Below are 24,533 nucleotides of genomic sequence, written 5' to 3'. Positions count from 1 at the left end.
GCGTGAGTCACCAAGAAAAGGAAACCACAACAATGCGCACAAGGACCCCGATCCTCGTGTCCGCGGGTCTGGTCACGGCGATCGCCTTGACCGGCTGCGGGCAAGCCGGTCAAGGAGACGCCACGACCGCGGACGGCCGCACACAGCTGACGATGTGGACCCATTCGGCGGGCAACCCCGCCGAGCTCGAGGTCTACGAGCAGATCATCTCCGACTTCAACGACTCGCAGGACGAGTACGAGGTCGTTCACGAGTCGTTCCCGCAGGGCGCCTACAACGACGCGATCGTCGCCGCCGCGGCATCCGGAGATCTTCCCTGCCTTCTCGACCTCGACGGGCCGATCATGCCCAACTGGGCGTGGGCCGGGTACCTGCAGCCGCTCGAGCTGCCCACCGAGCTCACCGACTCGCTGCTGCCCACCGCGGTCGGCGTGTGGGAGGACGAGATCTACTCGGCGGGGTACTGGGATGCCGCGCTCGCCATCTTCGCGCGGGAGTCGGTGCTCGAGGGCAACGGCATCCGCATCCCGACGATGGAGGAGCCGTGGACGGCCGACGAGTTCGGCGCCGCTCTGGCGACGCTGAAGGATGCCGGGTACGAGACGCCGATCGACATCGGCGCCGAGGACACCGGCGAATGGTGGCCGTACGCGTACTCGCCGTTGCTGCAGAGCTTCGGCGGTGACCTGATCGATCGCTCGACCATGCTCACCGCGGACGGCGCGCTCAACGGACCCGACGCGGTCGCGTGGGGCGAGTGGTTCGCCGGTCTTTTCGCCGACGGCTACGCCGACAACAGCGGGACGGTCGGCAACCAGGAGTTCGTCGACGACGAGGTGGCGCTCAGCTACACGGGTGTCTGGAACGCCGTCGCCGCGCTCGACGCTGTCGGCGACGACCTGCTCATCCTGCCCCCGCCGGACCTCGGCAACGGCCCGAAGATCGGCGGCGGCTCGTGGCAGTGGGGCATCTCCTCGGAGTGCAACGACGCCGACGGCGCTCGTGAGTACCTCGAGTTCAGCTTCCAGGACGAGTACATCACCGAGTTCGCCGACAAGCAGGTCGTGATCCCCGCCACCGAGGCGGCCGCGCAGGCGTCGGAGTACTTCGGCGACGACGGCGCCCTGCGCCCGTTCGTCGAGTTCTCGCAGGAGTACGCGGTGCTGCGTCCCGAGACGCCCGCCTACGCCGTGATCTCGGCCACGTTCGAGACCGCCGCGAAGGACATCATGAGCGGCGCCGACGTGCAGGAGACGCTCGATCGCGCCGTGTCGGACATCGACGCGAACATCGCGTCGAACGACGGGTACGGCTTCCAGTGATCCGCCGCGCCGGCGGGGGCCTCATGCCCCCGCCGGCGCATCCTCAGAGAGACCTGCCATGACTGTCACTCCACCGACGGTCGCCGCCGAAGAACCTCGGCGCGAACTCCGTCGTTTCCGCTCCATCAAGGGGCGCGAGACCTGGGCCGGCCTCGGGATGATCGCCCCCGCCGGCATCCTCCTGGTCCTGTTCCTCATCATCCCCGTGATCCTCGCGTTCACGCTCTCGTTCACGAACGCGCGGCTCATCTCGCCCAACCCCCCGCGCTTCGTGGGGCTGGACAACTTCACCCGCGCGTTCACCGCCGACCCGCTGTTCGTGCAGTCCGTCGGCAACACCGCCGTCTTCGCGCTGGTGGTCGTGCCGGTGCAGGCGGCTCTCGGGCTGCTGCTGGCGGTGCTCGTCAACCGGCGCATGCGCGGGGTCACCGCCTTCCGTGTGATCTTCTTCATCCCGGTCGTCACCTCGATCGTCGTGGTGTCGATCCTGTGGAAGTTCATGTACCAGCAGGACGGCCTCATCAACTCGATGATCGACGCCCTCACCTTCGGCCTGTGGTCGGGGGCCGACTGGCTGAACGATCCGCAGACCGCGCTCGGCGCCATCATCTTCATGTCGATCTGGCAGGCCGTCGGATTCCACATGATCATCTGGCTCTCGGGTCTGCAGACGATTCCCGAGGAGCTCTACGAGGCCGCCAGGATGGACGGCGCGAGCCCATGGCGCCAGTTCACGAACGTCACCTGGCCGGGCCTTCGCCCGACGATGGTGTTCGTGCTCGTCACGATCACGATCGCCGCCCTCGGCCTCTTCGTGCAGATCGATGTGATGACCCAGGGCGGTCCGCAGGGCTCGACCTCCACCATCGTCTTCCACGCCGTACGGAAGGGCTACGAGCAGCAGGAGATCGGCTATGCCGCCGCGATCTCGCTCATCTTCTTCGTCGCCGTGCTGATCATCGCGCTCATCCAGCGCCGGCTGACGCGAGAGAAGGACTGACCCATGTCCGAGACCCGAACCCTCACCACGGCGAGCGACGCACGTCACCCGTCGCCGCCTGCGCGCCCCGTCCGCAGCGAGAAGTCGCATCGACGGCGCGGGAAGATCCTCCTGTACATCGCGATGTCGCTGTTCGGCATGCTGTTCCTGTTCCCGCTCGTGTTCATGTTCGTCTCGAGCCTCAAGCCCGATGCGCAGATCCTGCAGGACGTCGATTCGGTGAACGCGTTCCTGCCGACCGGAGACATCAGCCTCGACAACTACTTCGGCGTCTTCGATCGCGTGCCCGTCGCACAGTTCCTGTTCAACTCCGTGTTCGTCACGGTCCTGACCGTCGGGCTCGGTCTCATCGTGAACTCGATGGCGGGCTTCGCGCTGTCGCGACTGGAGTGGAAGGGGCGCATCGTCGTCCTCGCGATCGTGATCGCGACGCTCATCGTGCCGTTCGAGACCATCGCGGTGCCGATGGTCTACTGGGTGGCGCAGCTGCCGACGCTCGTGATCGAAGGCGGAGTGCTCAAGTACGACTTCGGCTGGCTCAACACCTACGAGGTGCAGATCGTGCCGTTCATCGCGAACGCGTTCTCGATCTTCCTGTTCACGCAGTACTTCTCGACGATCCCGAAGTCGCTCGACGAGGCGGCGCGGATCGACGGGGCCAGCTGGTTCACCATCTACCGTCGCATCCTCGTGCCGCTGTCGGGACCGGCCTTCGCGACCGTCGCGATCCTCACCTTCCTGCCCGCGTGGAACCAGTACCTCTGGCCGCTCATGGTGGTGCAGAAGGAGGAGCTGCGACCCGTCATGGTCGGCATGCAGTACTTCTTCCAGCTCAACACCGCCTGGGGCGAGGTGATGGCGTACACGTCGCTCATCACGCTGCCGGTGCTGATCGTGTTCCTGATCTTCCAGCGGGCATTCGTGAGCAGCATCGCAGCGAGCGGGGTGAAGGGATGAGAACGGATGCCGCACCGCGCGTCGTCGTAGTCGGCGAGTCCCTGGTCGACATCGTGCACCGCGCCGGCGGGGCGGTCGACGAGGCGCCGGGCGGCAGTCCGGCGAACGTCGCCCTGACACTGGGTCGCCTCGGCCGCGCTCCGGTCCTCGTCACACGGCTCGCCGATGACGACGGCGGACGCCGCGTGCGCCGCTGGCTCGAGGAGTCCGGGGTCACGGTCGACGCCGTCACCGCGGTGCGAACGTCGACCGCCACCGCGCTGCTGGATGCGGGCGGGGCCGCGACCTACACGTTCGACCTGGAGTGGGACCTCGGCGACGATGTCGCACGACTCGCGCAGGACGTGTTCGCCTCGGCCGACCTGGTGCACCTCGGTTCGGTCGGCGCCGTCCTCGAGCCCGGCGCCGGCCAGGTCGCCGCACTCGTGCGCGCGGTGCACGGCCGCGCGATCATCACCTACGACCCCAATGTCCGACCCTCGCTCGTGCGCGACCCGCAGGTGGTCCGCGACCGAGTGGACGAGCTCATCGGCCTCGCCGACGTCATCAAGGCCAGTGACGAGGATATGCAGTGGCTGCAACCGGGTCGGGATGCGATCGAGGTCGCACGTGAATGGGTGATGGTCGGTCCTGCGCTGGTCGTGGTCACGCGCGGCGCCGACGGGGCGACCGCGGTGACGACGGACGCAGAGGTCGTGGTTCCCGCCGCGTCGACCCACGTCGTCGACACGGTCGGTGCCGGCGACACCTTCATGGGCGCGCTCATCGACGGCCTTCTCGCTCGCGCAGCGGGACTCGGCCTGCGGGCGCCGGGTGGCGGCATCCATCCCGACGAACTCGAGGCGCTCCTGCGCCGCGCTGCCGAGGCCGCCGCGATCACGGTGTCGCGACCCGGCGCCGACCCACCGCGCCGTGAGGAGCTGCTCGCGGGGATCGCGTGACGCGGACCGACCGACGCTCCTTCTTCGGGGCGGCTCCCACTTCCGGCCGTCCAGCCGGCCACTTCATCCGGCGTGCTGTGTCACGCCTCATTCGAAAGGCTTCTCCCTTGTTCGACCTCCCCGGCTCCTGGGTATGGGACTTCTGGTTCGCCGACGACGGCGACCGCTACCACCTGTTCTTCCTCTACGCCTCGCGCGCGCTCCATGATCCCGACGCCCGCCACCATCGTGCGGCGATCGGCCACGCGGTGTCGACCGACCTCGTCGAGTGGACGCAGGTCGCTGACGCGCTCGTGCACAGTGATGCTCCGGCCTTCGACGAGCTCGCCACCTGGACGGGCTCGGTGGTGCGGCATCCGGACGGGACGTGGTTCATGTTCTACACGGGTGCCTCGCTCTCCGCCGACGGCCGGAATGTCCAGCGGATCGGCTACGCCACCTCGGCCGACCTCCTCGTCTGGACGAAGGCGAAGGGACCGGTGCTCGAAGCACGCGCGCCCTGGTACGAGAAGCTCGAGAGCGGCGCCTGGCACGATGAGGCCTTCCGCGACCCCTGGGTGTTCGCCGACCCGGACGGCGACGGGTGGCACATGCTGTTCACCGCCCGCGCCCCGGAGGGGCCGGTCGCCGGGCGAGGCGTGGTGGGTCACGCCTGGTCGCCCGACCTGCGCACGTGGGAGTTGCGCGCTCCACTGACCGTGCCGAGCGAGCAGGGGTTCGGGCAGCTGGAAGTGCTGCAGGCCGAGGTCGTCGACGGGCGGCCGGTGCTGATCTTCTCCTGCCTTGCCGAACACGCCACCGACGCGCGGCGCGACGGCGGCGGAGGCACCTGGGCGGTGCCGGCGGAGAGCCTGCTCGGCCCGTTCGACGTGGATGCCGCGTACCCCCTGACTGACGAGCGGCTCTACGTCGGGCGTCTGCTGCGACGCCGCTCGGATGGGCGGTGGCTGCTCTTCGCGTTCCGCAACGCCGGCGACGACGGGGCGTTCGTCGGAGGCATCACCGATCCCATGCCCGTGGCGTGGGAGGGGGACCGGCTTCTGGTTACGGAGGATCAGGTTCTGCTCAACGATGACACCCGTAACTTGAGACCTGAGACTCCCAGTCTCTAGAGTGACCAAGGTGCTCGGACTCTGGGGGGACGAGCACGGCGATGCGTCGACGGCCTCATGCCGTCGTGCGGAGAGCCGGGCCGGTGCCGGGTTGTGGGGACCCGGCACCGCGATCCCGGCCGTGGCGCGGCATCCGTCCGACACAGACCGCGTCGGGGCGATAATCGGAGGATGCCGGATGCCGAACCCCGATCGCGGAGACCCGCGGGTCAGACGCGCGCGCTCATGCTCGAGGTCGCCGTCGCCCGGGTCAAGGCGGAGGGGCTGCAGCTCGACTACGCCAACATCGAGCTCGAAGACCTGATCCGCGCCGCAGGCGTCCCGCGCTCGACGGTCTTCCGCATCTGGCCCGACCGTGCGGCGTTCGTCGCGGACCTGGTCCGTGCGCTGTTCGAGGCCGATCCCGGGTTCGAGACCGGCTTCGACGCCGAGACGCTCGGGTTCATCGAGCACGCCGTGACCGGGGGCGCCGAAGCGGCGAGCTCACCCGAGGAGCAGCAGGCGGCGCTTCGCGAAGTCCTGCGCGCGACGGTGGCGCACAACATGGCCGCCGTCGAGGACACCGTCGCCTGGCGCGTGTACCGGACGATGTCTGCGGCGCTCTCGAGCGGGGATGCGGTGCCGGGCGGCGATGAAATCCGCGCGCTGCTGTCGGAGATCGTCGGGCGGTATCTGGATCGGATGGCCGAGCTCTACCGCGTGCTCAACGCCGCGTTCGGGCTGCGCATGCGGTCGGGGCTCGACGAGCGCGACCTCGCGATCGCCGTCATGGCCACGATCGACGGCATGGGCGACCACCGCCGCATCAACCCCGTGATGATCGACGGTCCGCGCACGGTCTCGCTCGGTGTCGAAGGTCCGCGCGACTGGCACCTGGCGGGAATCGCGATCTCCGGCATCCACACCGCCTTCACGGAACGCATCGAGACGTAGTCCTGCGGCCGCCGCCCGGTGGTCAGGCGCTCGGCGCGCTCCAGCTGAGGGACTCGATGTAGCGCAGCAGCACGCCTTCGCGCAGGGCCCACGGTGAGACCTCGAGCTCGTCGATGTCGAGCGCGCGCATCGCCTCGTGCAGCACGACGGCGCCGGCCACGATCTGGAACGTGCGATCCGGAGTGATCCCCGGCAGCTCCTGTCGAGCGGATGCCGGGATGCGCGCGAGCCGCGGAATCCACGAGCCGAGCGAGGCGCGGGGGAGCAGCATCCGCTCGATCCCCGACCAGCCGGGCGCCGGATAGCCGACGAGCTTCGCGAGCGACCGGATCGCCTTGGACGAGCCGACCACGTGATCGGGGCGGTCGAGCTTGCCGAAGGTCGCGGCGACAGGCGCGAGCGTGGCGCGGGCATGGTGGCGGAGCTTCTCGACGGCGGCCTCGCCCGGCGGGTCGTCGGGAAGGAACTGGATCGTCATGCGCCCGGCGCCGAGGGGGACGGATGCCGCGGCCTCGGGCAGCTCGTCGGGCCCGGCTGCGATCTCGAGCGAGCCGCCGCCGATGTCGAACAGCAGGATCTGCCCGGCGGCCCAGCCGAACCAGCGGCGCACGGCGAGGAAGGTGTACCGCGCCTCGGTCTCGCCGCCCAGCACCTGCAGCGGCTGGCCGAGCGCCGCCTCGATGAGCGCGATGACCGCGGGGCCGTTCTTCGCCTCGCGGACGGCCGACGTCGCCGTCGCGAGCAGCTCGTCGACGTGCTCGGACGCGGCGACCTCGCGCGCCTGGGTGACCGCGGCGACCAGCGCGGTGACGCCCTCTTCGGTGATCGAGCCGTCGGGCGCCAGGTAGCGCATCAGGCGCAGCACGGTGCGCTGGCTCGTCGTCGCGAGAGGCCGGCCGCCGGGACGGACGTCGGCGATCAGCAGGTGGACGGTGTTCGAGCCGATGTCGAGGACTCCGAGGCGCACGCGTTCAGAGTAGCGGCAGCAGCGTGCCCGGCCATGTCGCCGTGTGGGAACAGCGAGGAGATGACGGATGCCGCGGGCCGCGGCATCCGTCATCCCGCCGCCAGCGGCTACGATGAACGCGATGTCCGCCGATGAAGCGACCACCTATGACATGGGTGCTGTCACCCCCGTTCTCTCGCTGTACCGCGAGATCGATCGCGCCGACTGGGCGCGGCTGGCCTCGGGCCTGACGCAGCCGCTCAGCGAGACCGAGATCGTGCAGATCCGCGGACTCGGAGACCGCCTCGACATGGCCGAGGTCGCGCAGGTGTACGTGCCCCTGTCGCGGCTGCTGTCGCTATACGCCGAGTCCACCAAGCGGCTCGGCGCCGAGGAGTCGGGGTTCCTGGGCGAGGCGGATTCGACGACGCCGTTCATCGTCGGTGTCGCCGGGTCGGTCGCGGTGGGCAAGTCGACGATCGCGCGCCTGCTGCGCGAGCTGACCTCGCGCTGGCCCGGAACGCCGCGCGTCGAGCTCGTGACCACCGACGGCTTCCTGTACCCGAACGCCGAGCTCGAGCGTCGCGGACTCATGGACCGCAAGGGCTTCCCCGAGTCGTACGACCGCCGGGCGCTCGTGTCGTTCCTCACCGAGGTGAAGAGCGGCGCACCCGAGGTGCGGGCGCCGTTCTACTCGCACATGCGCTACGACATCGTCCCCGACGCCGTCGTCACGGTGCGCCGCCCCGACATCGTCATCGTCGAGGGCCTCAACGTGCTGCAGCCGCCGCCCACGCCCAACGACGTCGCGGTGAGCGACCTGTTCGACTTCTCGATCTTCGTCGACGCGGATGCCGCCCACATCTCGCAGTGGTACGTCGACCGCTTCCTCGCCCTGCGCCGGGCCGCGTTCAGCAACCCGAACTCGTTCTTCAACGTCTTCGCGCAGCTGTCGGACGAGGAGGCCGTGAAGCGCGCCCTCGGCTACTGGAACATGATCAACCTCCCGAACCTCGAGGAGAACGTGCTGCCCACCCGCCACCGCGCGAACCTCGTGCTGCAGAAGGCCGCCGACCATACGGTCGAGAAGGTGCTGCTCCGCAAGCTCTGACGCCGCCGCGAGCGCGGGCTGTTGACAACAGCGCGTGCGGAGGCCAGATTCGTCAGTGACGCCGCTGGTCAGGGGCAACGGCGCCCGAAGTCCGGTGTTCCCGCACCGCCGTGCCGTGGCTGGCGCGACGGTCCGTGCCTCGCACGTCCCGCTCCAGCACGTTCCTTCCATCGACCGCAGGGGGTCGGATGGACGACCTGCCCGCCCAGCTTCTCCGAGCGGCTCTCGACTACGTCCTCGGACGCCTCCGTGGCATGGCGACGCCGGCGAAGCTGAAGGACGCCGTCGACGGCGCGCTGCCACCCGACACCGGGCCCGTCGCGGCGCTCATCGACGCCGGACTCGCGAAGGCCGATGAGGCCTCAGCCCTGCTTGCCGCGGGAAACATCGCAGGCGCAGCCGTCGCCACGTGGGACGCGGTCGGACAGTTCTTCGCCGCCGCCGCGCTGCTCGGCGTGGACGCGGGCAGCGCCGCCCAGAGGGCGGTGGAGAAGCAGAGGCCGAAGGCGCTGCTGAGCCAGCTCGGCCTGACTGCGCCCACCGCGACCGCCTCGGGATCGGCCGTCGAGCTCGCGTGGACGCGGCGCGACGTGCGCGTCGCACTGTTCCGCGTCGGCACGGTCCGCCTCGTCGTCGCACTCTCGGGCACCGGGCTGCGCATGTCGGTGCGCGGCGGACAGGTGCGGATCGATCTCGGTCAGGCGACGGCAGGCGTGCTGAGAATCCTCATCGGCGCTGCGGGCAGCGCTGCCGCCGACTTCGAACTGACGGTGGATCACCGTGGATTGACGGCCGGCGGCAGTCTCGGCCCGATCGCGCTGCCGGCGCGTCTGGACGCACAGGTGGTCGAGCTCGAGGGGCTGGAACTCGCGCTCGAACCCGGGGGGCCCACGATGGGGCTGACGGTGCGCAGCCGTCTGGCGGTCGACATCGCGGGCGTGATCGGCGCCCGGGTCGACGGCTCCGGCGTGCGGCTGATGCTCGACGCCACCCGCATCCTGCGCGGTGAGCCGCCGTTCGGCGAGGGGGAGGGTGCCGTCGTGGCGGTGCCGCCCCGCGGCATCGGATTGTCGTTGACCGCGGGACCGGCGCGGGGGTCGGGCTACCTGCTCGTGCTTCCGGACGGGTACGGCGGTGTGCTCGACATCATGCTCGGGCCGGTCAAGGTGACGGCGTTCGGCCTGCTGCGTTCGAGCGGCGCAGACGGGATGTCGTTCGTCGCGGTGATGTCGGTGAGCTTCCCCGTGCCGATCGAACTGGGACTTCTGTTCACGTTGAACGCCGTCGGCGGCATCGTCGGACTCGGCGTCGGCATCGATCCCGCCGCCATCTCGTCGGGTCTCAAGGACGGCGTGCTCGACAACCTGCTCTTCCCCGAGGACGTCCGTAAGGCAGCGCCCACGATCCTGCAGTCGCTGGGCAGGATCTTCCCCGCCCAGCGCGGCGGGTTCGTCGTCGGGCCCATGCTGCGGCTCGGATGGGGCCGCCCCGTCACCCTGGTGACACTCGATGTCGCCGTCCTCCTCGCCGTGCCGGATCCGGTGATGATCGTGCTCGGGCGCGCACGGTCGGTGATCCCCGACGAGAGCGTGGCGATCATCGACCTGCGCGCCGCGGTCATGGCCCAGGTCGGTCGCGGGATCGTGCTGGTGCGCGCCGAGCTGTACTCGTCGCGCATCGGGTTCGTGTCGGTCTACGGCGGCATCGGCCTGCTCATCCGCTTCGGCGACGACCGCACGGTGGTGCTGAGCGCCGGGGGATTCCATCCCACCTACACGCGCAAGCCTCCCGAGCTCGCCGACCTCAGTCGCATCGGCGCCGAGATGTCCCCGCCGATCGGCCTGCAGCTGCGGGTGCAGGGGTACGTGGCGCTCACGCCCAACACCGTGCAGTTCGGCGGGGCGATCGAGATCGCCTACTCGGTGGGCATCGCCGCGGTGCGCGGTGCCCTCACTCTCGACGCCCTGATCCAGTTCGATCCGTTCGGGTTCGAGGTCGACATCACGGCGAGCGCCCACGTCGAGGCCCTCGGGTGCGCACTGTTCGGCGTCTCGCTCGCACTGCACCTGTCCGGCCCGAGCCCGTGGCGCGTGAGCGGCACCGGCAAGGTGACGCTCCCGTGGCCACTGCCGGACCCGAGCATCTCGTTCGGACCGGTGCAGTTCGGTGACGCGCCGGCTGCGCCGCCGCCGCCCCCCGTTCGCCCGCTGGGACTGGTCGCCGACGCCCTGCGCCGGCCCGGCGCGTGGCAGCGCATCGACCGGCAGGGCGCGCCGTCGCCGGTGCGGCTCGCACCCCTGCCGGATGGGGCGCTGGTGCTCGAGCCTTGGGGGCTCATGAGAACCAGTCAGCGGCTCGCGCCACTGGACATGACGCTCGAGCGCTGGGGTGCGGCATCCGTCGAACCCGCAGGATGCCGACTTGCGCTGGCGGGTGCGGTCCGCATCGGCCCGGAAGGGCCGGAGCGGACGGATGCCGACCACTCCCCGGTCGCCGAGACGTTCGGGGTCGGCCAGTTCATGTCGCTCACCAAGGATGCGCAGCTGGCCGCGCCGGAGTTCGAGGAGCGCACCGGCGGTGTCGCGATCGACCCGTCGGACGCCGCAGCGGATGCGGGTGTGCTGCGCGGCTTCGCCACGAGCGCGACGATGGCGTACGAGGACTCGTGGCCCGGCGCGCCCGAGAAGAAGAGCTCCGGTGTGGGCTTCTTCGACCTGTCGGGCTGGGCGCGCTTCGTCCTGGACGCCGGACCGGCCGGAGCGACCAGGCTGCGCGTCGACGACCGCTACCGCGCCGACGACCTGGAGCGGCGCATCGCAGTGCGGCAGGTGAGCGAGACGCTCGTCACCGACGTCCGCACGGGAGCGGTCATCGCCGAGTTCGCGCCGTGGACCGACGCGGTGCACACAGCGAGCCAGTCGCTGGGCGGGCTGGCGTCGATGACGAAAGTGGTCGTGTCGTGAAGGTGCTCGACGTCACGGCCAGGATCGCCGCGATCGCCCCCGAGGATGCGGGTGCGGCGAGCTTCACGTTCCTGCCCTACCACCGGACGGGCGCGGCAGCCGGCATCCGTCGTCCCGTCTTCTCGACCGCCGCGGGCGTGCGCACCACGGTGGACGTGTCGTTCGCCCTCACCGATGGTGCCGGCACAGAGACGGTCTCGCAGCCCATCACGCTGCGCGGTCCCGGTGACGTGGTGGGCGTCGATCCCGCGCAGATCATCCGGCGCCACCCCGAGCCGGGCACCGGCGACGCACCCACCGGCGACCTCGTCCACATCGAGTTCGACACGCCCGACCTGCCCTGGATGTTCACGCCCGCCGCGCCGTCCGCGGGGCGGCTGCCACCCTGGCTGCGTCTCGTCGTCGTGCCCACCGCCTCCATCGTGCGCGACCTCGCGCCGGCCGGCCCCGACCTGCCCCCGGCGATCGAAGTGCCGCGCGCCGAGCTGCCCCCGCCCGGCGACGCGTGGGCGTGGGCGCACGCGCAGGTGTCGGGCAAGGGGCACGACGCGGCCGCACTGGCCGGCCATCTGGGGTCGGGATCGCCGCAGCTCAACCTCTCGCGCCTGGTGAGCCCGACGCGTCTGCGCCCGCGGGAGCGGTGGACGGCTCTCGTCGTGCCCACGTTCGATGCGGGCCGGCGCGCGGGACTGCGCGAGAGTCCGATCGGCACGCTCGCGTGGGCGTGGGACCCGAACGGCCCCGACACCGTCGTCCTCCCGGTCTACGACCGCTGGGAGTTCGCCACCGGCGAGGCTCGCGGCTTCGAGGAGCTTGCGCGGGCGATCGTGCCGGTGCCGGCCGCGGACGGCCTGGGCCGGCGCTGGGTGGACACTTCGCAGCCGGGGAGCGGGATCACGGTCGTCGGCGAGGACGGTCCCCGCCCGGTGCACGGCGCGCTCATCGCGCCCACTGCGTCGGGGGAGCCCGAGCCGTCCGACGACGGACGGTGGGATGCCGCGGCCACGACTCGTCTGCGTGCGCTCGTCGATGCGAGCACCGATCCCGCGGCCGACCCCGAGGTGGGGCCGCCGCTCTACGGCGGCGCGCATCTGCTGGCGGACGCGCTCCCTGCGGATGCGGCCGAGCCCGGCTGGCTCAGCGAGCTCAATCTCGATCCCGCCCACCGCATCGCAGCCGCGCTCGGCACCGCGGTGGTGCAGATGGACCAGGAGCCGCTCATGGCGGCCGCGTGGTCGCAGCTGCAGAACCTGCGCGAGGCGAACGAGGTGCTGCGCGCGGCGCAGTTCGCGCGGATCGTGTCGACGGCGCTGCACAGACGGACGATCGAACGGATGCCGCCGCCCGCCCTGCTGGCGGCCACGGCGCGCGCGCACGCCCAGGTCGACCTCGGCGGAGTCACGGTGCGGGCCACCGTCGCGGCGAGCGCGCTGCCGCATGCCGCGGTCGGCGGAGCGCTGCGCCGGCTCGCTCGACCCCTCGGGCGCACCGCCCGGTTCATCCCTCCCGGGGAGCGGGTGCAGGCGAGCGAACGTCTCATCGCCGACGGCGAGCTGGGCGCCGACTGGGTGCTGCCGGTCCCCGCGCCGGACGCGCGGAAGACGAGCGAGCTCATGGTTCGGCTCGAGGAGGGAGACGCGTCTCTCCTGAGCGATGTCGGCGCGGAGGACGAATCCGTCGCGCTGTTGACGGAACTCATCGACGCGCTGCCGACCCCCGACGAGGTACGGGCGCTCGAGGACGAGCCCGGTCTTCGGCTGCGCCTGGAGGGCATCGCCGCCGTCCTCGGCATGGGCTGGAAGCTCGCACTGTCGGACTCTCCCTGGGCGCTGCCGGCCCCGAGCGTGGCGCGCTTCCCCGATGCCGGGGTGGACCCGACGCACCCCGACCCGTTCGACACAGATCTGCTCGATGCCGGTGTGTTCTCCCCGGTGATGACGGCGCTCGAGGAGCGGGGCTTCGAGGGTGTGCACCCGCTCGAGACCGAGCCCTCGATCGAAGAGCTGCGGGGACTCGCCGAACGGCCGAGTGAGGAGATCACCGCGTCCTTCGGCGAGGCGTTCACCGGCGAGTTCGCCGAGCCCGTCGAACCGCCGCGGGAACGTCTCGACATCGCCGGCCTCGACCTCGTCGGGCGGCTCCGGCCGTTCCTCACGCTGCCGCGGCGAGCGCGCACGCGGCTGCCCGGCCTCGCCGGCCTGTTCGGCCGTGACCCCGACGACCTCGATGACGTGCTGGCGGCGCCGGAGTTCCGGCATCCGCTCTACGAGGCCCTCAGCAGGTACGACCGCGAGTGGCTGATGCCCGGGGTCGCGGCGATTCCGGAGCCCGAGATGGTGACCGCGCTGCAGACCAACGCGGTCTTCGTGGAGAGCTTCCTCGTCGGGGCCAACCACGAGTTCGCGCGCGAACTCGTGTGGCGCGAGTACCCCACCGACGGGCGGGCGACGAGCCTGCGTCGGTTCTGGACGCCGGCGCCCGACCTCCTTGCCGGCATCCACACGATGCGCACGGGTGGGCTGGGAACACATCTCGACCCGGCGCGCGCGGGCAGGCTCGTCTTCGTCGTACGCGGCGAGCTGGTGCGACGGTTCCCGAACGTGCTTGCCAACGTGGCGGCCTCGACCAACGCCGACTACCCGGTCGGGTACGTGTCACGCCCCGTGCCGAGCCTCTTCCGGCTCGCCCTCGCCCCGAACCTGCTGCTGGTCGCGGTCGATCTCACCGCCGTCGCCGCGGTCGCGGCCGACGCCGGGCCGCCGGAGCCCCCGACGGGCGCCTTCTGGTTCACCCTCGCCGAGCATGTCGGTGCGCCGCGGTTCGGACTGGACGAGACCGCGACGCCCGCGGGTGCTCCCACCCCGAAGCGCGACGATCTCGCGTGGGACCGGTGGCTGCCGTCGGGTGGGCGCCACCTGCCGGCGACGGTCCCGGCCACGACCGACGCCCCCGACGTGCCCGAGACCTCGGCGAAGGTGGCGTGGGCGCTGTTCCAGAAGCCGGCGCGAGTGGGCTTCCGGGTGCGGACGCTGGTCGACGACATCTTCTCCGAACGGGAGGACGACGATGGCTGAGGCCTGGGGCGATGTGGAACCCACCGTGCCGGTGCTTTTCGTTCCGGTGCGGGTGGAGACCCAGTCCCGGCACGCCATCCGCGACGGCGAGCCTGTCGTCGAGTTGCGGGTGCGCATCTACCCCGACGACATCGCGATCGACGAGGCGACCGGACGGCCGACGCTGCTTCCGGACTCGTTCCGCGTGGTCGTGTGGCAAGGCGACGTGCAGTCCGCCGCCGACGGCGAGCCGGTCATGCTCGACGACCTCGGCGTCCGTCTCGGCCATCTCGGCGCGCCGGGTGAGGACCGCGCTCGGGCGGAGGCGGAGTTCCGCGAACGCACCCTCGCGATGCAGGCGCTCGCGTCCGAGGCTGCCGGCGCCGCCGATTGGATGCGCGACTACGACGTCGCGGTGCAGCGCGGACTCGCCGTCACGGTGACACTGGCGGGCGGCGACGCGACCATCGACCGGCTGTACGTGTCGGGGCTGCGGCGCGCGGACCCGGATGCCGAATCCGACGCCGTGCTCGCCGCGCTCCGCGCGCACGGCGATCGGGCGCTGCTCGGCCCGGGAACGCCGACCAACAACACCGAGGCCGCGCGCTCCGGGTGGCACGCGAGCGGCACGGAGCCGGGAGCAGGCGTTCCGGCGACGGGGGGCGCCGTCGTCGCGCGCGCGCTCGGGCTCGACGACCCGGCCGCCTTCGACGACTGGGCGGGCGGCGCCGAGGACGACGAGCTTCCGAGGCGGATGGCCGAAGTGCTGTGGCCCGTCACGTGGGAACCATGGCTGCGCGACGCCGTGGCCGCCCGTGCCCTGTCGGCGTTCGATCGCTGGGACGTGCGCGAGCACCTCGCGGACTGGGTGCGTCCTTCCGGTCCGCTTCCCACGCTGCGTGCCGGACGCCAACCGTACGGCCTGCTCCCCGTCACCGTCACCCCGGAGTACACGGCGGCGGAGCGAGCGGATGCGCTGGTCGCGTTCGCGGTGCGCGCGGCCTGGCCGTCGTGGACGTCGGCGGCGGCGCCGCCCACCGTCACCGGCGGCGACCTCGCGGGCGCCCTGCCGCGCATCCTCGGGCTCGCGCCGGCGAGCCGCAACGTGCGCGTCCGACGCATCCTGCGCACCGACAGCGCCCTCGGCGCGTCGTTGCGGCGGACGGCCCCGGGTCTCGAAGAGGAACGCGCCGATGTCACGCGCGACCTCGAGATGCGACTCGGCGTCAGGCCGGGAGCGCTGCGCGGGGTGCCGCACATCGGGCAGCCGCGCATGCTGGGTCTTCCGCTGGTGCACGATACCGACGACGACGCGCTGGCCGTGCTGGCCGAGACGACCGACGAGACTTTCGAGGAGAGCGTGCTGCAGCTGCTCGCGACCGTGGCGCGAGCGAGCTCGTTCGCCGCCGCGCGCGCGTCGCTCGCGGAGATCATGCGGCGCATGGACTTCGGCGACGAGGAGATCGACATCGTCGTGCGGGAGCCGCAATCGGGGCCAGGCACGGAGCTCCGCGACACGCTCGTCCAACGACTGCGCGGGACGATGCAGCCGGGCCGCGACGCCTCGGAGGACGAGATCCGGCTCGACGCGCTCATGTCGCAGGTGACCCGGCCCGATGTCTTCGACTTCGGCGAGATGACCTCCACGGAGGTACCGCGCGGAGAGCTGGAGCGGCTTCGCGGCCAGGGGAGGGGCTTCATCGAGGCACTGCGGCGGTCGCCGCTCTCGGACCGGCTCTTCCCCGCATTCAGCTTGGCGTCGCTCGTTCGTGAGCTCGCCGCGATGCTCCTCGAGTACCTCTTCGCCCTCGACACGGCGTCTCGGGTGCGGCAAGGCGTCGCGGGGCTCACCGGGCTGGATCAGCCGCACCGCGAACGGCTCTTCGCCGGGGCGCTGGACGCCTCGTCACACCGGCTCGACGCGTGGGCGACGTCGCTCGCGACGCGTCGGCTCGAGCAGCTGCGCGCCTCGCGCCCCCGCGGTGTCGTCGTCGCGTCGTACGCGTGGCTGGAGGACATCGCGCTCTCGCCGCGGCCCGAGGACCCCGACGAGCCCGTGCGCTCGCCGGGCGTGGGATGGCTGCAGGCGCCTTCGCCCCGTCACGCCGCCACCGCCGCTGTGCTCCGCAGCGCGCGCCTGACGCACGCGCCGGGCGACGGCGCGGCGGAGGCGCTCGAGATCGACCTCAGCAGCACTCGATCGCGGGAGGCGATCGACATCGTGCGCGGGATGCGGCAGGGCCAGCAGCTCGGGGCGCTCCTCGGCTACCGGTTCGAGCGCTGGCTGCACGAGACCGATCTCTCCCTCAACCGGTTCGTGCCCGCCCTGCGCGCCCTCGCTCCGCTCGTCGTCGGCCGCGAGACTCCCGCGACGGCCGGCAGCGACGCGCTGGCCTACACCGGCGCGGTGGTCGACGGCGTGGTGCTGCGCGAGAAGCCGCCGTCCGCGGTCGCCGGCGGGCTCGCCAGCCCAGGGCCCGGGGTGACCCCCGCGAGCGCTGACGAGGTGGCCGTCGTGCAGTCGCTCATCGCGCGGCTCGACGAGGTGGCCGACGCCGTCGCCGATCTGCTGCTCGCGGAGGGCGTTCATCAGCTGGCCGGAGGCGACGCGGCGCGTGCGACCGCCGCGATGAACGCGATGTCGGGCGACACCCTGCCCGAGGAGCCCGACGTGCCGCGCTCGCCGGTCGAGCGGCACGGTGTCACGTCGCGCGTGGCGGTGCTGGGCGGCGGCGCCGCGAGCGGTATGCAGCAGGGGCAGGGGTGGGTCCCCGGCATCCGCTCTCGTGCTCACCCCCTGCTCGAAGCGTGGTGTCGTGACGTGCTCGGGCGTGCCGACCGGATCGCGGTGCAGGTGCGACCGAACGGCACCGCCACCCACCTCTCCATTCTCCGCCTCGGTGCCCTCGACCTGGTGCTCGCCGCCGACGGCAGCGTCGACGGTCTGGCCCGATTCTGGGCCCGGTGCCGGCGCGTGAGACCTTCGCTTCCCGCCGAGCCGCCGACCGGCCGCGAGGGGCTGCGCGACGGTCGCATCAGCCTCGGTGACGCGTGGGAGCTCGCGACGGCCGCACGGGCCGTGCTGACGGCGGCGCGGCCGCTCGAGCCGGGTGACCTCGTCGCCGGCGGCGGCTCCGTCGCACCGGCCTTCGCCGTGGACGAGACCGACCTCGCGGCGCGGGCGCAGCAGGCTCGAGACGACCTCTCATCCCTCGTGGGTGATCTGCCCACCGACCGGACGGGGCTCCTCCGTCGTGCCGACGCCCTGGCACTCGTCGGGATCGGCGACGGCACCGACCCCGCGACGCTCGCCGGCACGACAGTGGAAGAGCTGGAGATGCTCAGGGGGTACGTCGCCGGCCTGGACGGCCTGCTGGCGAGCCGACTGGCGGCAGCGGCAACCGCACCGCCGCGCGAAGCGCTCGGCGAGCTCGTGGGCGGCGTGCCGGCCGTCGCGCAGCTCGACCCGACCGCCGCCCCGGAGCTCGCTGGCGCGCTGCTGCCGATCGCCGACGGACTCGGCGTGCGGAAGTGGATCGCACGCCTGTCGACCGTGCGCCCCGCCGTCGGGGCGTACGCCACCCTGGCAGCCCTGCGCCGTGCGACAGGGCGCGGCGCAACCGTCCGCGCGGCCGTGTTCGGGGCCGACAGATGGATCGGCGATGCCGAACCGCCGTCGGAGCCGGTCACCGCCCTCGTCTTCGAGCCGACCGCGCGGTTCGAGGCGACGGCCACGATCGCCGGGTTCGTGATCGACCAGTGGACCGAGCACCGCCCTGCCCTGCGCACGGTCGACGACGCGACCGAGCCGCCCACGCGCGAGCATCTGGTGTCGACGGGCCTCGCCGTGCACGCCAACGCTCCGGGTGCCCGCGCGCCGCAGGCCCTGCTGCTCGCGGTGTCACCGGACGGCGCCGGGTGGACCGAGGAGCGCGTGCACGCCGTCTTCGACGAGGTGCGCCTGCTGCTGCGCATGCGACTCGCGACGCCGGCCGACGTGCCGGGTCTCGGCGAGATCCTGCCCGCCATCGGCGTGCACCACTGGTCGCTGATCGACGAGCACGTGGTGGACCCGCAGCTGCTCCTCTCGCCGCAGAGCATCGTCGCGACGTTCACGAGAGGAGCCTGACGATGGCCGGCCTCTTCCGAGCGGTCCCGTTCCCCGGACGCGGTTCGATCCGGCCGTTCACGACGAGGATCGAGCCCAACCCGGTCAGCGGAGACCCCGCGCTGGGACTGATGGCTCAGGTGTGGGATCCGCTGTGGATGCTCGCGCGGCAGTGGCAGCTCGGCGAGCTCGCCGGCGAGGACACCGGCACGCCGCTGGCCGTGACCGTCGAGGCACGGTTCGATCCGCTCGTCGCGTGGCACCCCGGCCCGTTCGCGGGCGACGGGGCGGGATGGCGACCTCTCGGCGACGGAGAACTGCTGGAGCCCCTCGTCGAGGACGAGCCGGAGGGCGCGCTCCCGCCGCGCGCGGCTGCCGCGGTGGCGTGGGCGCTGCAGGACGCGCTGGCCGAGCTGGGCGAGGTGGCCGCGGTGGCTGCCCTCATCGAGAGGTGCGGAGTCGAGCGTGCGCCGTCACCGGCCGACCCCGAGGCCGAGCCGGCGGGGGACTGGTCGGGCATCCACGGGGTGCTCGCGGGTGCCGCGCTCGACGCTGCCCGCGTCGCGGCGGCCTTCTCGGCGGGTGCGCCCGCCTGGTTCACGGCCGCGCTGCGGCCGGGGCCGGCGCGACGGCGCCGCGCCATGGACGCCGTCGACGAGTGGCTCGCCTGGTATGCGGCGGAGGTCGCGCCCGCCGCGGCGCCGTCGAGCTGGCTGCCCGGTCGCCTCGAGTACGAGTTCGCCGTCTCGACGACCAGTGCAGTGCTGCACGCCCCCGCGCACGGCGGCGGTGAGATCGGATGGGCGGCGTTCGACCTCGAGCCGGACCGGGATCCGCCCGACGCCGGGGACGCGGCATCCGTCCCGATCACCCGTCATCTGCTCGCATCGCAGCTGACGTTCCCCGGGATGCCGACCTCGCGCTTCTGGGAGTTCGAGGATGCCGATCTCGACCTCGGCCAAGTCTGGGCGGACCCGCACGAACTCGCTCGCGTGCTCGTCGTGGAGGCCGCCCTGGTCACGGGGGACGACTGGCTCGTACTTCCGGTCGACTGCCCGCCCGGCGGAGTGCTGCGCGTCGAGCGCGTGACGTGGCGCGATACGTTCGGCTCGCTGTGGTTCGCCGACGAGCAGCCCTCAGAGGTGCCAGGCGGCCGGTTCTCGGCACCGTGGCGCATGTTCACCGTCACCGAATCCCGCCGTGACGGGCCGGGTCAGCGCGCCGAGGTCGCGGGCGTGCTGGTGCCGCCGGCGCCGGCCAGCGCGCTCGTGGGCGCCCCGGTCGAGGATGTGCGCTTCCTGCGGGACGAGACCGCGAATCTCGTGTGGGCGATCGAGCAGACCGTGCCCGCGCCTTCGGGAGATCCGTCTCCGGTGGTGCCGCCGTCGGCACGGGGGCTCCCGCCTATCGACCCGGGCGACGAGCCCGCCGATCAGGTGCTGGGCTACGAGCTGGTCACGTTCGTTCCCGGGAACTGGTTCCCCTACGTGGCGCGCGTGGACGAACGAGGCGTCGTGCTCCAGCGGGCGGACCTGGATCGGGGCGACGACACCGTGCAGCCGGCGGGAGTGCTGCTGTCCGAGGAGGAGCAGCGGATCATCTTCGCGGGCGAAGTGCCGCGTCAGGGCGTGCGGGTGCAGCGGGTGCCGCGCCTGGCGCGCCGGGCCGACGGATCATGGGTCCAGTGGATCGGCCGGCACGTGCGTCCCGCAGCCGGGGAGGGGGAGAGCGGACTGAGGTTCGACCGCACGCGGCGGCCGACCGGCTGATGCGGGACCGCAGAGACGGCGGGGTGACGGGTTCGTAAAGGCTCCTTGCGAAAGCCCCCGCCTACCATTGTCGGCATGTGTGGAATCGTCGGATACGTGGGCCCGCGGCCGAGCCAGGCCGTGCTGATCTCGGGGCTCTCGCGTCTCGAATACCGCGGCTACGACTCCGCCGGCATCGCCGTGATCGACGGCGACGGGAGCCTGGGCATGCGCAAGCGCGCGGGCAAGCTGCAGGTGCTGCGCGACGACCTCGCCGCCCGGCCGCTCGCCGACGGCACCACCGGCATCGGCCACACCCGCTGGGCGACCCACGGCGGCCCGACCGACGGCAACGCGCACCCGCACCTCGCCGACGACGACAAGCTCGCCGTCATCCACAACGGCATCATCGAGAACTTCGGTGAGCTCAAGGATGAGCTGCTCGCCGACGGCTTCACCTTCCGCAGCGAGACCGACACCGAGGTCGCCGCCGTGCTGCTCGGCCGTGAGTACGACCGCACCGGCGATCTCGTCCTGGCCTTCCGCGCCGTCGTCTCGCGCCTGGAGGGTGCCTTCACGCTGCTCGCGATGCACCAGGACCAACCGGGGCTCGTCGTCGGCGCGCGCCGCAACTCGCCGCTCGTCATCGGGCTCGGCGAGGGTGAGAACTTCCTCGGCTCCGACGTCGCGGCGTTCGTCGAGCACACCCGCAACGCGCTCGCCATCGGGCAGGACCAGATCGTCGCGATCACGCCCTCCGGCGTCGAGGTCACCGACTTCGCGGGCAACCCGGTCGAGGTCGAGCCGTTCGAAGTCACCTGGGATGCCGCCGCCGCCGAGAAGGGGGGCTGGTCGTCGTTCATGGCCAAGGAGGTCTCGGAAGAGCCGGACGCCGTCGCCAACACGCTGCGCGGGCGTGTGCGCGACGGCCAGGTCGTCATCCCCGAGCTCGACGGCCTGGACGAGCTCTTCCTCGGCATCTCGCGCATCATCGTGATCGCGTGCGGCACGGCGGCGTACGCCGGCCAGGTCGGCAAGTACGCGATCGAGCAGTGGACCCGCATCCCGGTCGACGTCGAGCTCGCGCACGAGTTCCGCTACCGGGACCCGGTGATCGGACCCGACACGCTGGTCGTGTCGATCAGCCAGTCGGGCGAGACCATGGACACGCTCATGGCCGTCAAGTACGCGCGCGAGCGCGGCGCGAAGACCCTGTCGATCTGCAACACCCAGGGCGCGACCATCCCGCGCGAGTCCGACGCGATCGTCTACACCCACGCGGGCCCCGAGGTGGCGGTCGCCTCGACCAAGGCGTTCGTCGCGCAGATCACCGCGCTGTATCTGCTGGGCCTGCACGTGGGCCGCATCCGCGGGGCGATCGCCGCCACGGATGCCGCCGACCACGTGCGCGAGCTCGAGGCGATTCCGGGCAAGATCGCGCAGATCCTCGAGCGCGAGCAGCCCCGCATCGAGCAGTTGGCGCACTGGATGGCCGACACGCGCTCGGTGCTGTTCCTCGGTCGCCACGTCGGCTACCCGATCGCCCTCGAAGGCGCGCTCAAGCTCAAGGAGCTGGCGTACATCCACGCCGAGGGCTTCGCCGCCGGCGAGCTCAAGCACGGACCCATCGCCCTCATCGAGCCCGGCCAGCCCGTGTTCGTCGTCGTGCCGTCGCCGCGCAAGTCGGCCGAGATGCACAAGAAGGTCATCTCGAGCATCGAGGAGATCCGCGCCCGCGGCGCCCGCGTGATCGCGATCGCGGAGGAGGGCGACGCCGCGGTGCTTCCCAAGGCCGACGAGGTGCTGCGCATCCCCCTCGCGGGCCCGTTCTTCGAGCCGCTCCTGGCCGTCGTGCCGCTGCACATCTTCGCGATGGGCCTCGCCACGGCCAAGGGCCTCGACGTCGACCAGCCGCGCAACCTCGCCAAGTCCGTCACTGTGGAATAAGGCCTGTCGGTCGTTGAGCGAGCGGGGGCGGGTTGTTTCACCGGCCCGCTCGAGGACCGGGAATCGGGGCGCGATAGTCTGACGGATGCCGCGCGCGCGGCGCGGCAGGAGGTTCACGTGATCGTCGGAATCGGTGTCGACCTCGTCGACATCCCGCGGTTCGAGCGGACCATCGAGCGCACACCGCGGCTCGTCGAGCGGCTCTTCTCCGACGCGGAACGCCGGTTGAAGCCGCACTCGCTCGCCGCGCGGTACGCGGCGAAGGAGGCGCTCATCAAGGCCCTCGGCGGCTCGGACGGCGTGCACTGGACCGAGATCGAGATCGCGTCCGAGGCATCCGGTCGCCCGCATTTCTCATTGACAGGTTCGACGGCCGCCGTCATCGCGGAGCGCGGGATCACCGCGCTGCACCTCTCGATGTCGCACGACGCCGGCCTCGCGACCGCGTACGTGATCGCCGAGGCGGCGCCGGAATCCCCGGTCTCGCCGAACCAGGGGAATCGCGCCGAGACCGAGGGCGACGTCATCGGTGTCGGCGCGGATCCCCTGTCTCGGCGCTCGGTGAGTGCGGCCGCCCCGACCGCGGAGGGGGCCGCATGAGCCGCCTCCCCGGCGGCGCGCTGCGCGAGGCCGTCGTCGACGTCGGCGCCATCGCGGACAACGTGCGTCACCTCCGCCGGCTCACCGAGTCCGAGATCATCGCCGTCGTCAAGGCCGACGGGTACGGGCACGGCGCGGTGCGCTCGGCGCTCGCGGCCCTCGCGGGCGGCGCCACGCGCCTGGGAGTCTCGGACATCACCGAGGCACTCGCCCTCCGCCGGGCCGGCATCGATGCGCCGATCGTCGCGTGGCTGCACGCCCCCGGCGCCGACTTCGCCGAGGCGGCCGCACGCGGGATCGAGCTCGGCATCTCGAGCCTCGAGCAGCTGCAGCAGGCGGCGGCTGCGGCATCCGCCGATCGTCCCGTCGGAGTGCACCTCAAACTCGAGACCGGGCTGTCGCGCAACGGCATCGCGCCCGAGGACTCTCGCGTCGTGTTCGCCGAGGCGGCGCGGCTCGAGCGGATCGGGCGGGTGCGCGTCATCGCCCTGTTCAGCCACCTCTCGAACGCCTCGGTCGAGGACGACCGGGCCGCGCTGCGCGCCTTCGAGGAGGGCATCGGCATCGCCGCCACCCTCGGCCTCGCGCCGCCGCTGCGGCACCTGGCCGCGACCCACGCGGCCATCGACCTGCCCGAGTCGCGCCTCGGCTGCGTGCGCATCGGCATCGGCCTGTACGGACTGTCGCCGTTCGCCGACCGCACCTCGGCCGACCTGGGCCTCCGACCGGCGATGACGCTGCGCGGCGCGGTCGCCGCGGTACGGCGCGTGCCCGCCGGCAAGGGGGTGTCGTACGGCTACGACTACCGCGCCGAGCGCGACACGACCCTCGCCCTCGTGCCGCTCGGCTATGCCGACGGCGTTCCGCGACAGGCCTCGGGCGCGGGACCGGTGTCGATCGGCGGCCGCCGGTTCACGGTCGCCGGCCGCATCGCGATGGACCAGTTCGTCGTCGACGTGGGCGACGCTCCCGTCGCCGTCGGCGACGAGGTCGTGCTGTTCGGCGATCCGACGCTCGGCGCTCCGGACGCGACGGAGTGGGCGGATGCCGCGGGCACGATCAACTACGAGATCGTCACGCGCGTCGGCCCCCGGGTCGCCCGCCGGCAGGTAGCGGAATGAGCGGGAACGCCGACGACACGCCCGTTGTTGAACCGAGCGTGGACACCGCAACCTCGAAGACCGTGACTCAGGGAATCGACGCACTCGTCGGCACGCGGGAGATCTCGTCGCCCGAGGCCATGGAGGCGCTCGGCGAGGAGATGGGACGGATGCTGCGCCCCGGCGACATGGTGGTGCTCACCGGCCCGCTCGGTGCCGGCAAGACCACCCTCACCCGCGGCATCGGGCGCGGGCTGGGCGTGCGGGGCCCGATCCAGAGCCCCACGTTCGTGCTCGCCCGGACCCATCCGTCGTTGATCGGCGGTGCGCCGCTCGTGCACGTCGACGCGTACCGGCTGGGCTCGGCCGCTGAGCTGGACGACCTCGACATCGACTTCGACGCCTCGGTCGTCATCGTGGAGTGGGGCCGGGGCCTGGTCGACGGCATCCGAGACCACTGGTGGGACGTCGAGCTCGAGCGGGAGTGGCACGGACGGGGACAGGACGACGCCTGCTACGGCGTTGCGCACGAGGCAGAGCTGGACGCCGATGCGCCCCGGCTCGTCAAGATCGCCCGGCACCCGTAGTTCTGCGCCGGATCCGCTTCCTCGCGGCCGGGAATCGCGACAGGGTATGTCTCCTCACACCGCGAGCGCCGCCCCGCGTGCGGAGACATACCCTTTCGCGATCCC

Annotated in this window: 15 protein-coding genes and 1 pseudogene; 15 read left to right on the top strand and 1 reads right to left on the bottom strand. The window is 71.9% G+C overall.

Annotation, left to right across the window (positions count from 1 at the left end):
* The first annotated feature begins 32 nt into the window (after positions 1-32).
* From B1729_RS07525 to B1729_RS07500, 6 genes are all read left to right on the top strand, one after another.
* Positions 33-1,322 (top strand): extracellular solute-binding protein, encoded by a 1,290-nt coding sequence (locus tag B1729_RS07525; protein WP_163617029.1) that lies wholly within the window; start codon positions 33-35, stop codon positions 1,320-1,322.
* A 58-nt stretch (positions 1,323-1,380) separates the two neighbouring features.
* Positions 1,381-2,322, top strand: a complete 942-nt coding sequence (locus B1729_RS07520) for a sugar ABC transporter permease (protein ID WP_163617030.1) — start codon at positions 1,381-1,383, stop codon at positions 2,320-2,322.
* A 3-nt stretch (positions 2,323-2,325) separates the two neighbouring features.
* On the top strand, positions 2,326-3,279 hold the full coding sequence (locus B1729_RS07515; RefSeq protein ID WP_163617031.1) for a carbohydrate ABC transporter permease: 954 nt from the start codon (positions 2,326-2,328) through the stop codon (positions 3,277-3,279).
* The gene (locus B1729_RS07510) at positions 3,276-4,220 is read left to right on the top strand and encodes a carbohydrate kinase (RefSeq protein WP_163631737.1); all 945 of its coding nucleotides are present in this window, start codon (positions 3,276-3,278) and stop codon (positions 4,218-4,220) included. The genes B1729_RS07515 and B1729_RS07510 overlap by 4 nt, the downstream gene beginning before the upstream one ends.
* Before the next feature lie 107 nt (positions 4,221-4,327).
* Positions 4,328-5,332, top strand: a complete 1,005-nt coding sequence (locus B1729_RS07505; RefSeq protein ID WP_163631734.1) for a family 43 glycosylhydrolase — start codon at positions 4,328-4,330, stop codon at positions 5,330-5,332.
* Positions 5,333-5,503: 171 nt separating this feature from the next.
* Positions 5,504-6,265 carry a hypothetical protein gene (locus B1729_RS07500; protein ID WP_239539494.1) on the top strand — a complete coding sequence of 254 codons (762 nt, stop codon included), beginning with the start codon at positions 5,504-5,506 and terminating at the stop codon, positions 6,263-6,265.
* Between the two features lie 22 nt (positions 6,266-6,287).
* On the opposite strand, the gene B1729_RS07495 is transcribed toward B1729_RS07500, so the two are convergent.
* Positions 6,288-7,232 (bottom strand): Ppx/GppA phosphatase family protein, encoded by a 945-nt coding sequence (locus B1729_RS07495; RefSeq protein WP_163631728.1) that lies wholly within the window; start codon positions 7,230-7,232, stop codon positions 6,288-6,290.
* A gap of 121 nt (positions 7,233-7,353) precedes the next feature.
* On the opposite strand from B1729_RS07495, the gene coaA reads away from it, so the two are divergent.
* The 9 genes and pseudogenes from coaA to tsaE all read left to right on the top strand — a co-directional run bounded on the left by coaA (position 7,354) and on the right by tsaE (position 24,428).
* Entirely contained in the window at positions 7,354-8,322 is a 969-nt protein-coding gene (gene coaA / locus B1729_RS07490) for a type I pantothenate kinase (RefSeq protein ID WP_163617035.1), read from the top strand.
* 188 nt (positions 8,323-8,510) lie between these two features.
* A complete protein-coding gene (locus B1729_RS07485) occupies positions 8,511-11,285 on the top strand; it encodes a DUF6603 domain-containing protein (RefSeq protein ID WP_163631724.1) in 2,775 nt (924 codons plus the stop codon).
* Positions 11,282-14,359 carry a hypothetical protein gene (locus B1729_RS07480; protein WP_163631721.1) on the top strand — a complete coding sequence of 1,026 codons (3,078 nt, stop codon included), beginning with the start codon at positions 11,282-11,284 and terminating at the stop codon, positions 14,357-14,359. The genes B1729_RS07485 and B1729_RS07480 overlap by 4 nt, the downstream gene beginning before the upstream one ends.
* On the top strand, positions 14,352-18,467 hold the full coding sequence (locus B1729_RS07475) for a hypothetical protein (RefSeq protein ID WP_163631718.1): 4,116 nt from the start codon (positions 14,352-14,354) through the stop codon (positions 18,465-18,467). The genes B1729_RS07480 and B1729_RS07475 overlap by 8 nt, the downstream gene beginning before the upstream one ends.
* 2 nt (positions 18,468-18,469) lie before the next feature.
* On the top strand, positions 18,470-20,215 hold the full coding sequence (locus tag B1729_RS07470; RefSeq protein WP_163631715.1) for a hypothetical protein: 1,746 nt from the start codon (positions 18,470-18,472) through the stop codon (positions 20,213-20,215).
* A gap of 75 nt (positions 20,216-20,290) precedes the next feature.
* Positions 20,291-22,141 carry a glutamine--fructose-6-phosphate transaminase (isomerizing) gene (glmS, locus tag B1729_RS07465; protein ID WP_163631712.1) on the top strand — a complete coding sequence of 617 codons (1,851 nt, stop codon included), beginning with the start codon at positions 20,291-20,293 and terminating at the stop codon, positions 22,139-22,141.
* A gap of 117 nt (positions 22,142-22,258) precedes the next feature.
* A pseudogene (locus tag B1729_RS07460) lies at positions 22,259-22,606 on the top strand (holo-ACP synthase); the annotation flags it as partial.
* A 131-nt stretch (positions 22,607-22,737) separates the two neighbouring features.
* Positions 22,738-23,862: an alanine racemase gene (alr, locus tag B1729_RS07455; protein ID WP_163631706.1), complete on the top strand. Its 1,125-nt coding sequence runs from the start codon at positions 22,738-22,740 to the stop codon at positions 23,860-23,862.
* Between the two features lie 119 nt (positions 23,863-23,981).
* Positions 23,982-24,428 carry a tRNA (adenosine(37)-N6)-threonylcarbamoyltransferase complex ATPase subunit type 1 TsaE gene (tsaE, locus tag B1729_RS07450; RefSeq protein WP_239539521.1) on the top strand — a complete coding sequence of 149 codons (447 nt, stop codon included), beginning with the start codon at positions 23,982-23,984 and terminating at the stop codon, positions 24,426-24,428.
* The last annotated feature ends 105 nt before the right edge of the window (positions 24,429-24,533 follow it).

The sequence above is a fragment of the Microbacterium sp. B35-04 genome (assembly GCF_010634885.1).
Lineage (GTDB): Bacteria > Actinomycetota > Actinomycetes > Actinomycetales > Microbacteriaceae > Microbacterium.
This window is presented reverse-complemented; position numbering and strand designations above follow the sequence as displayed.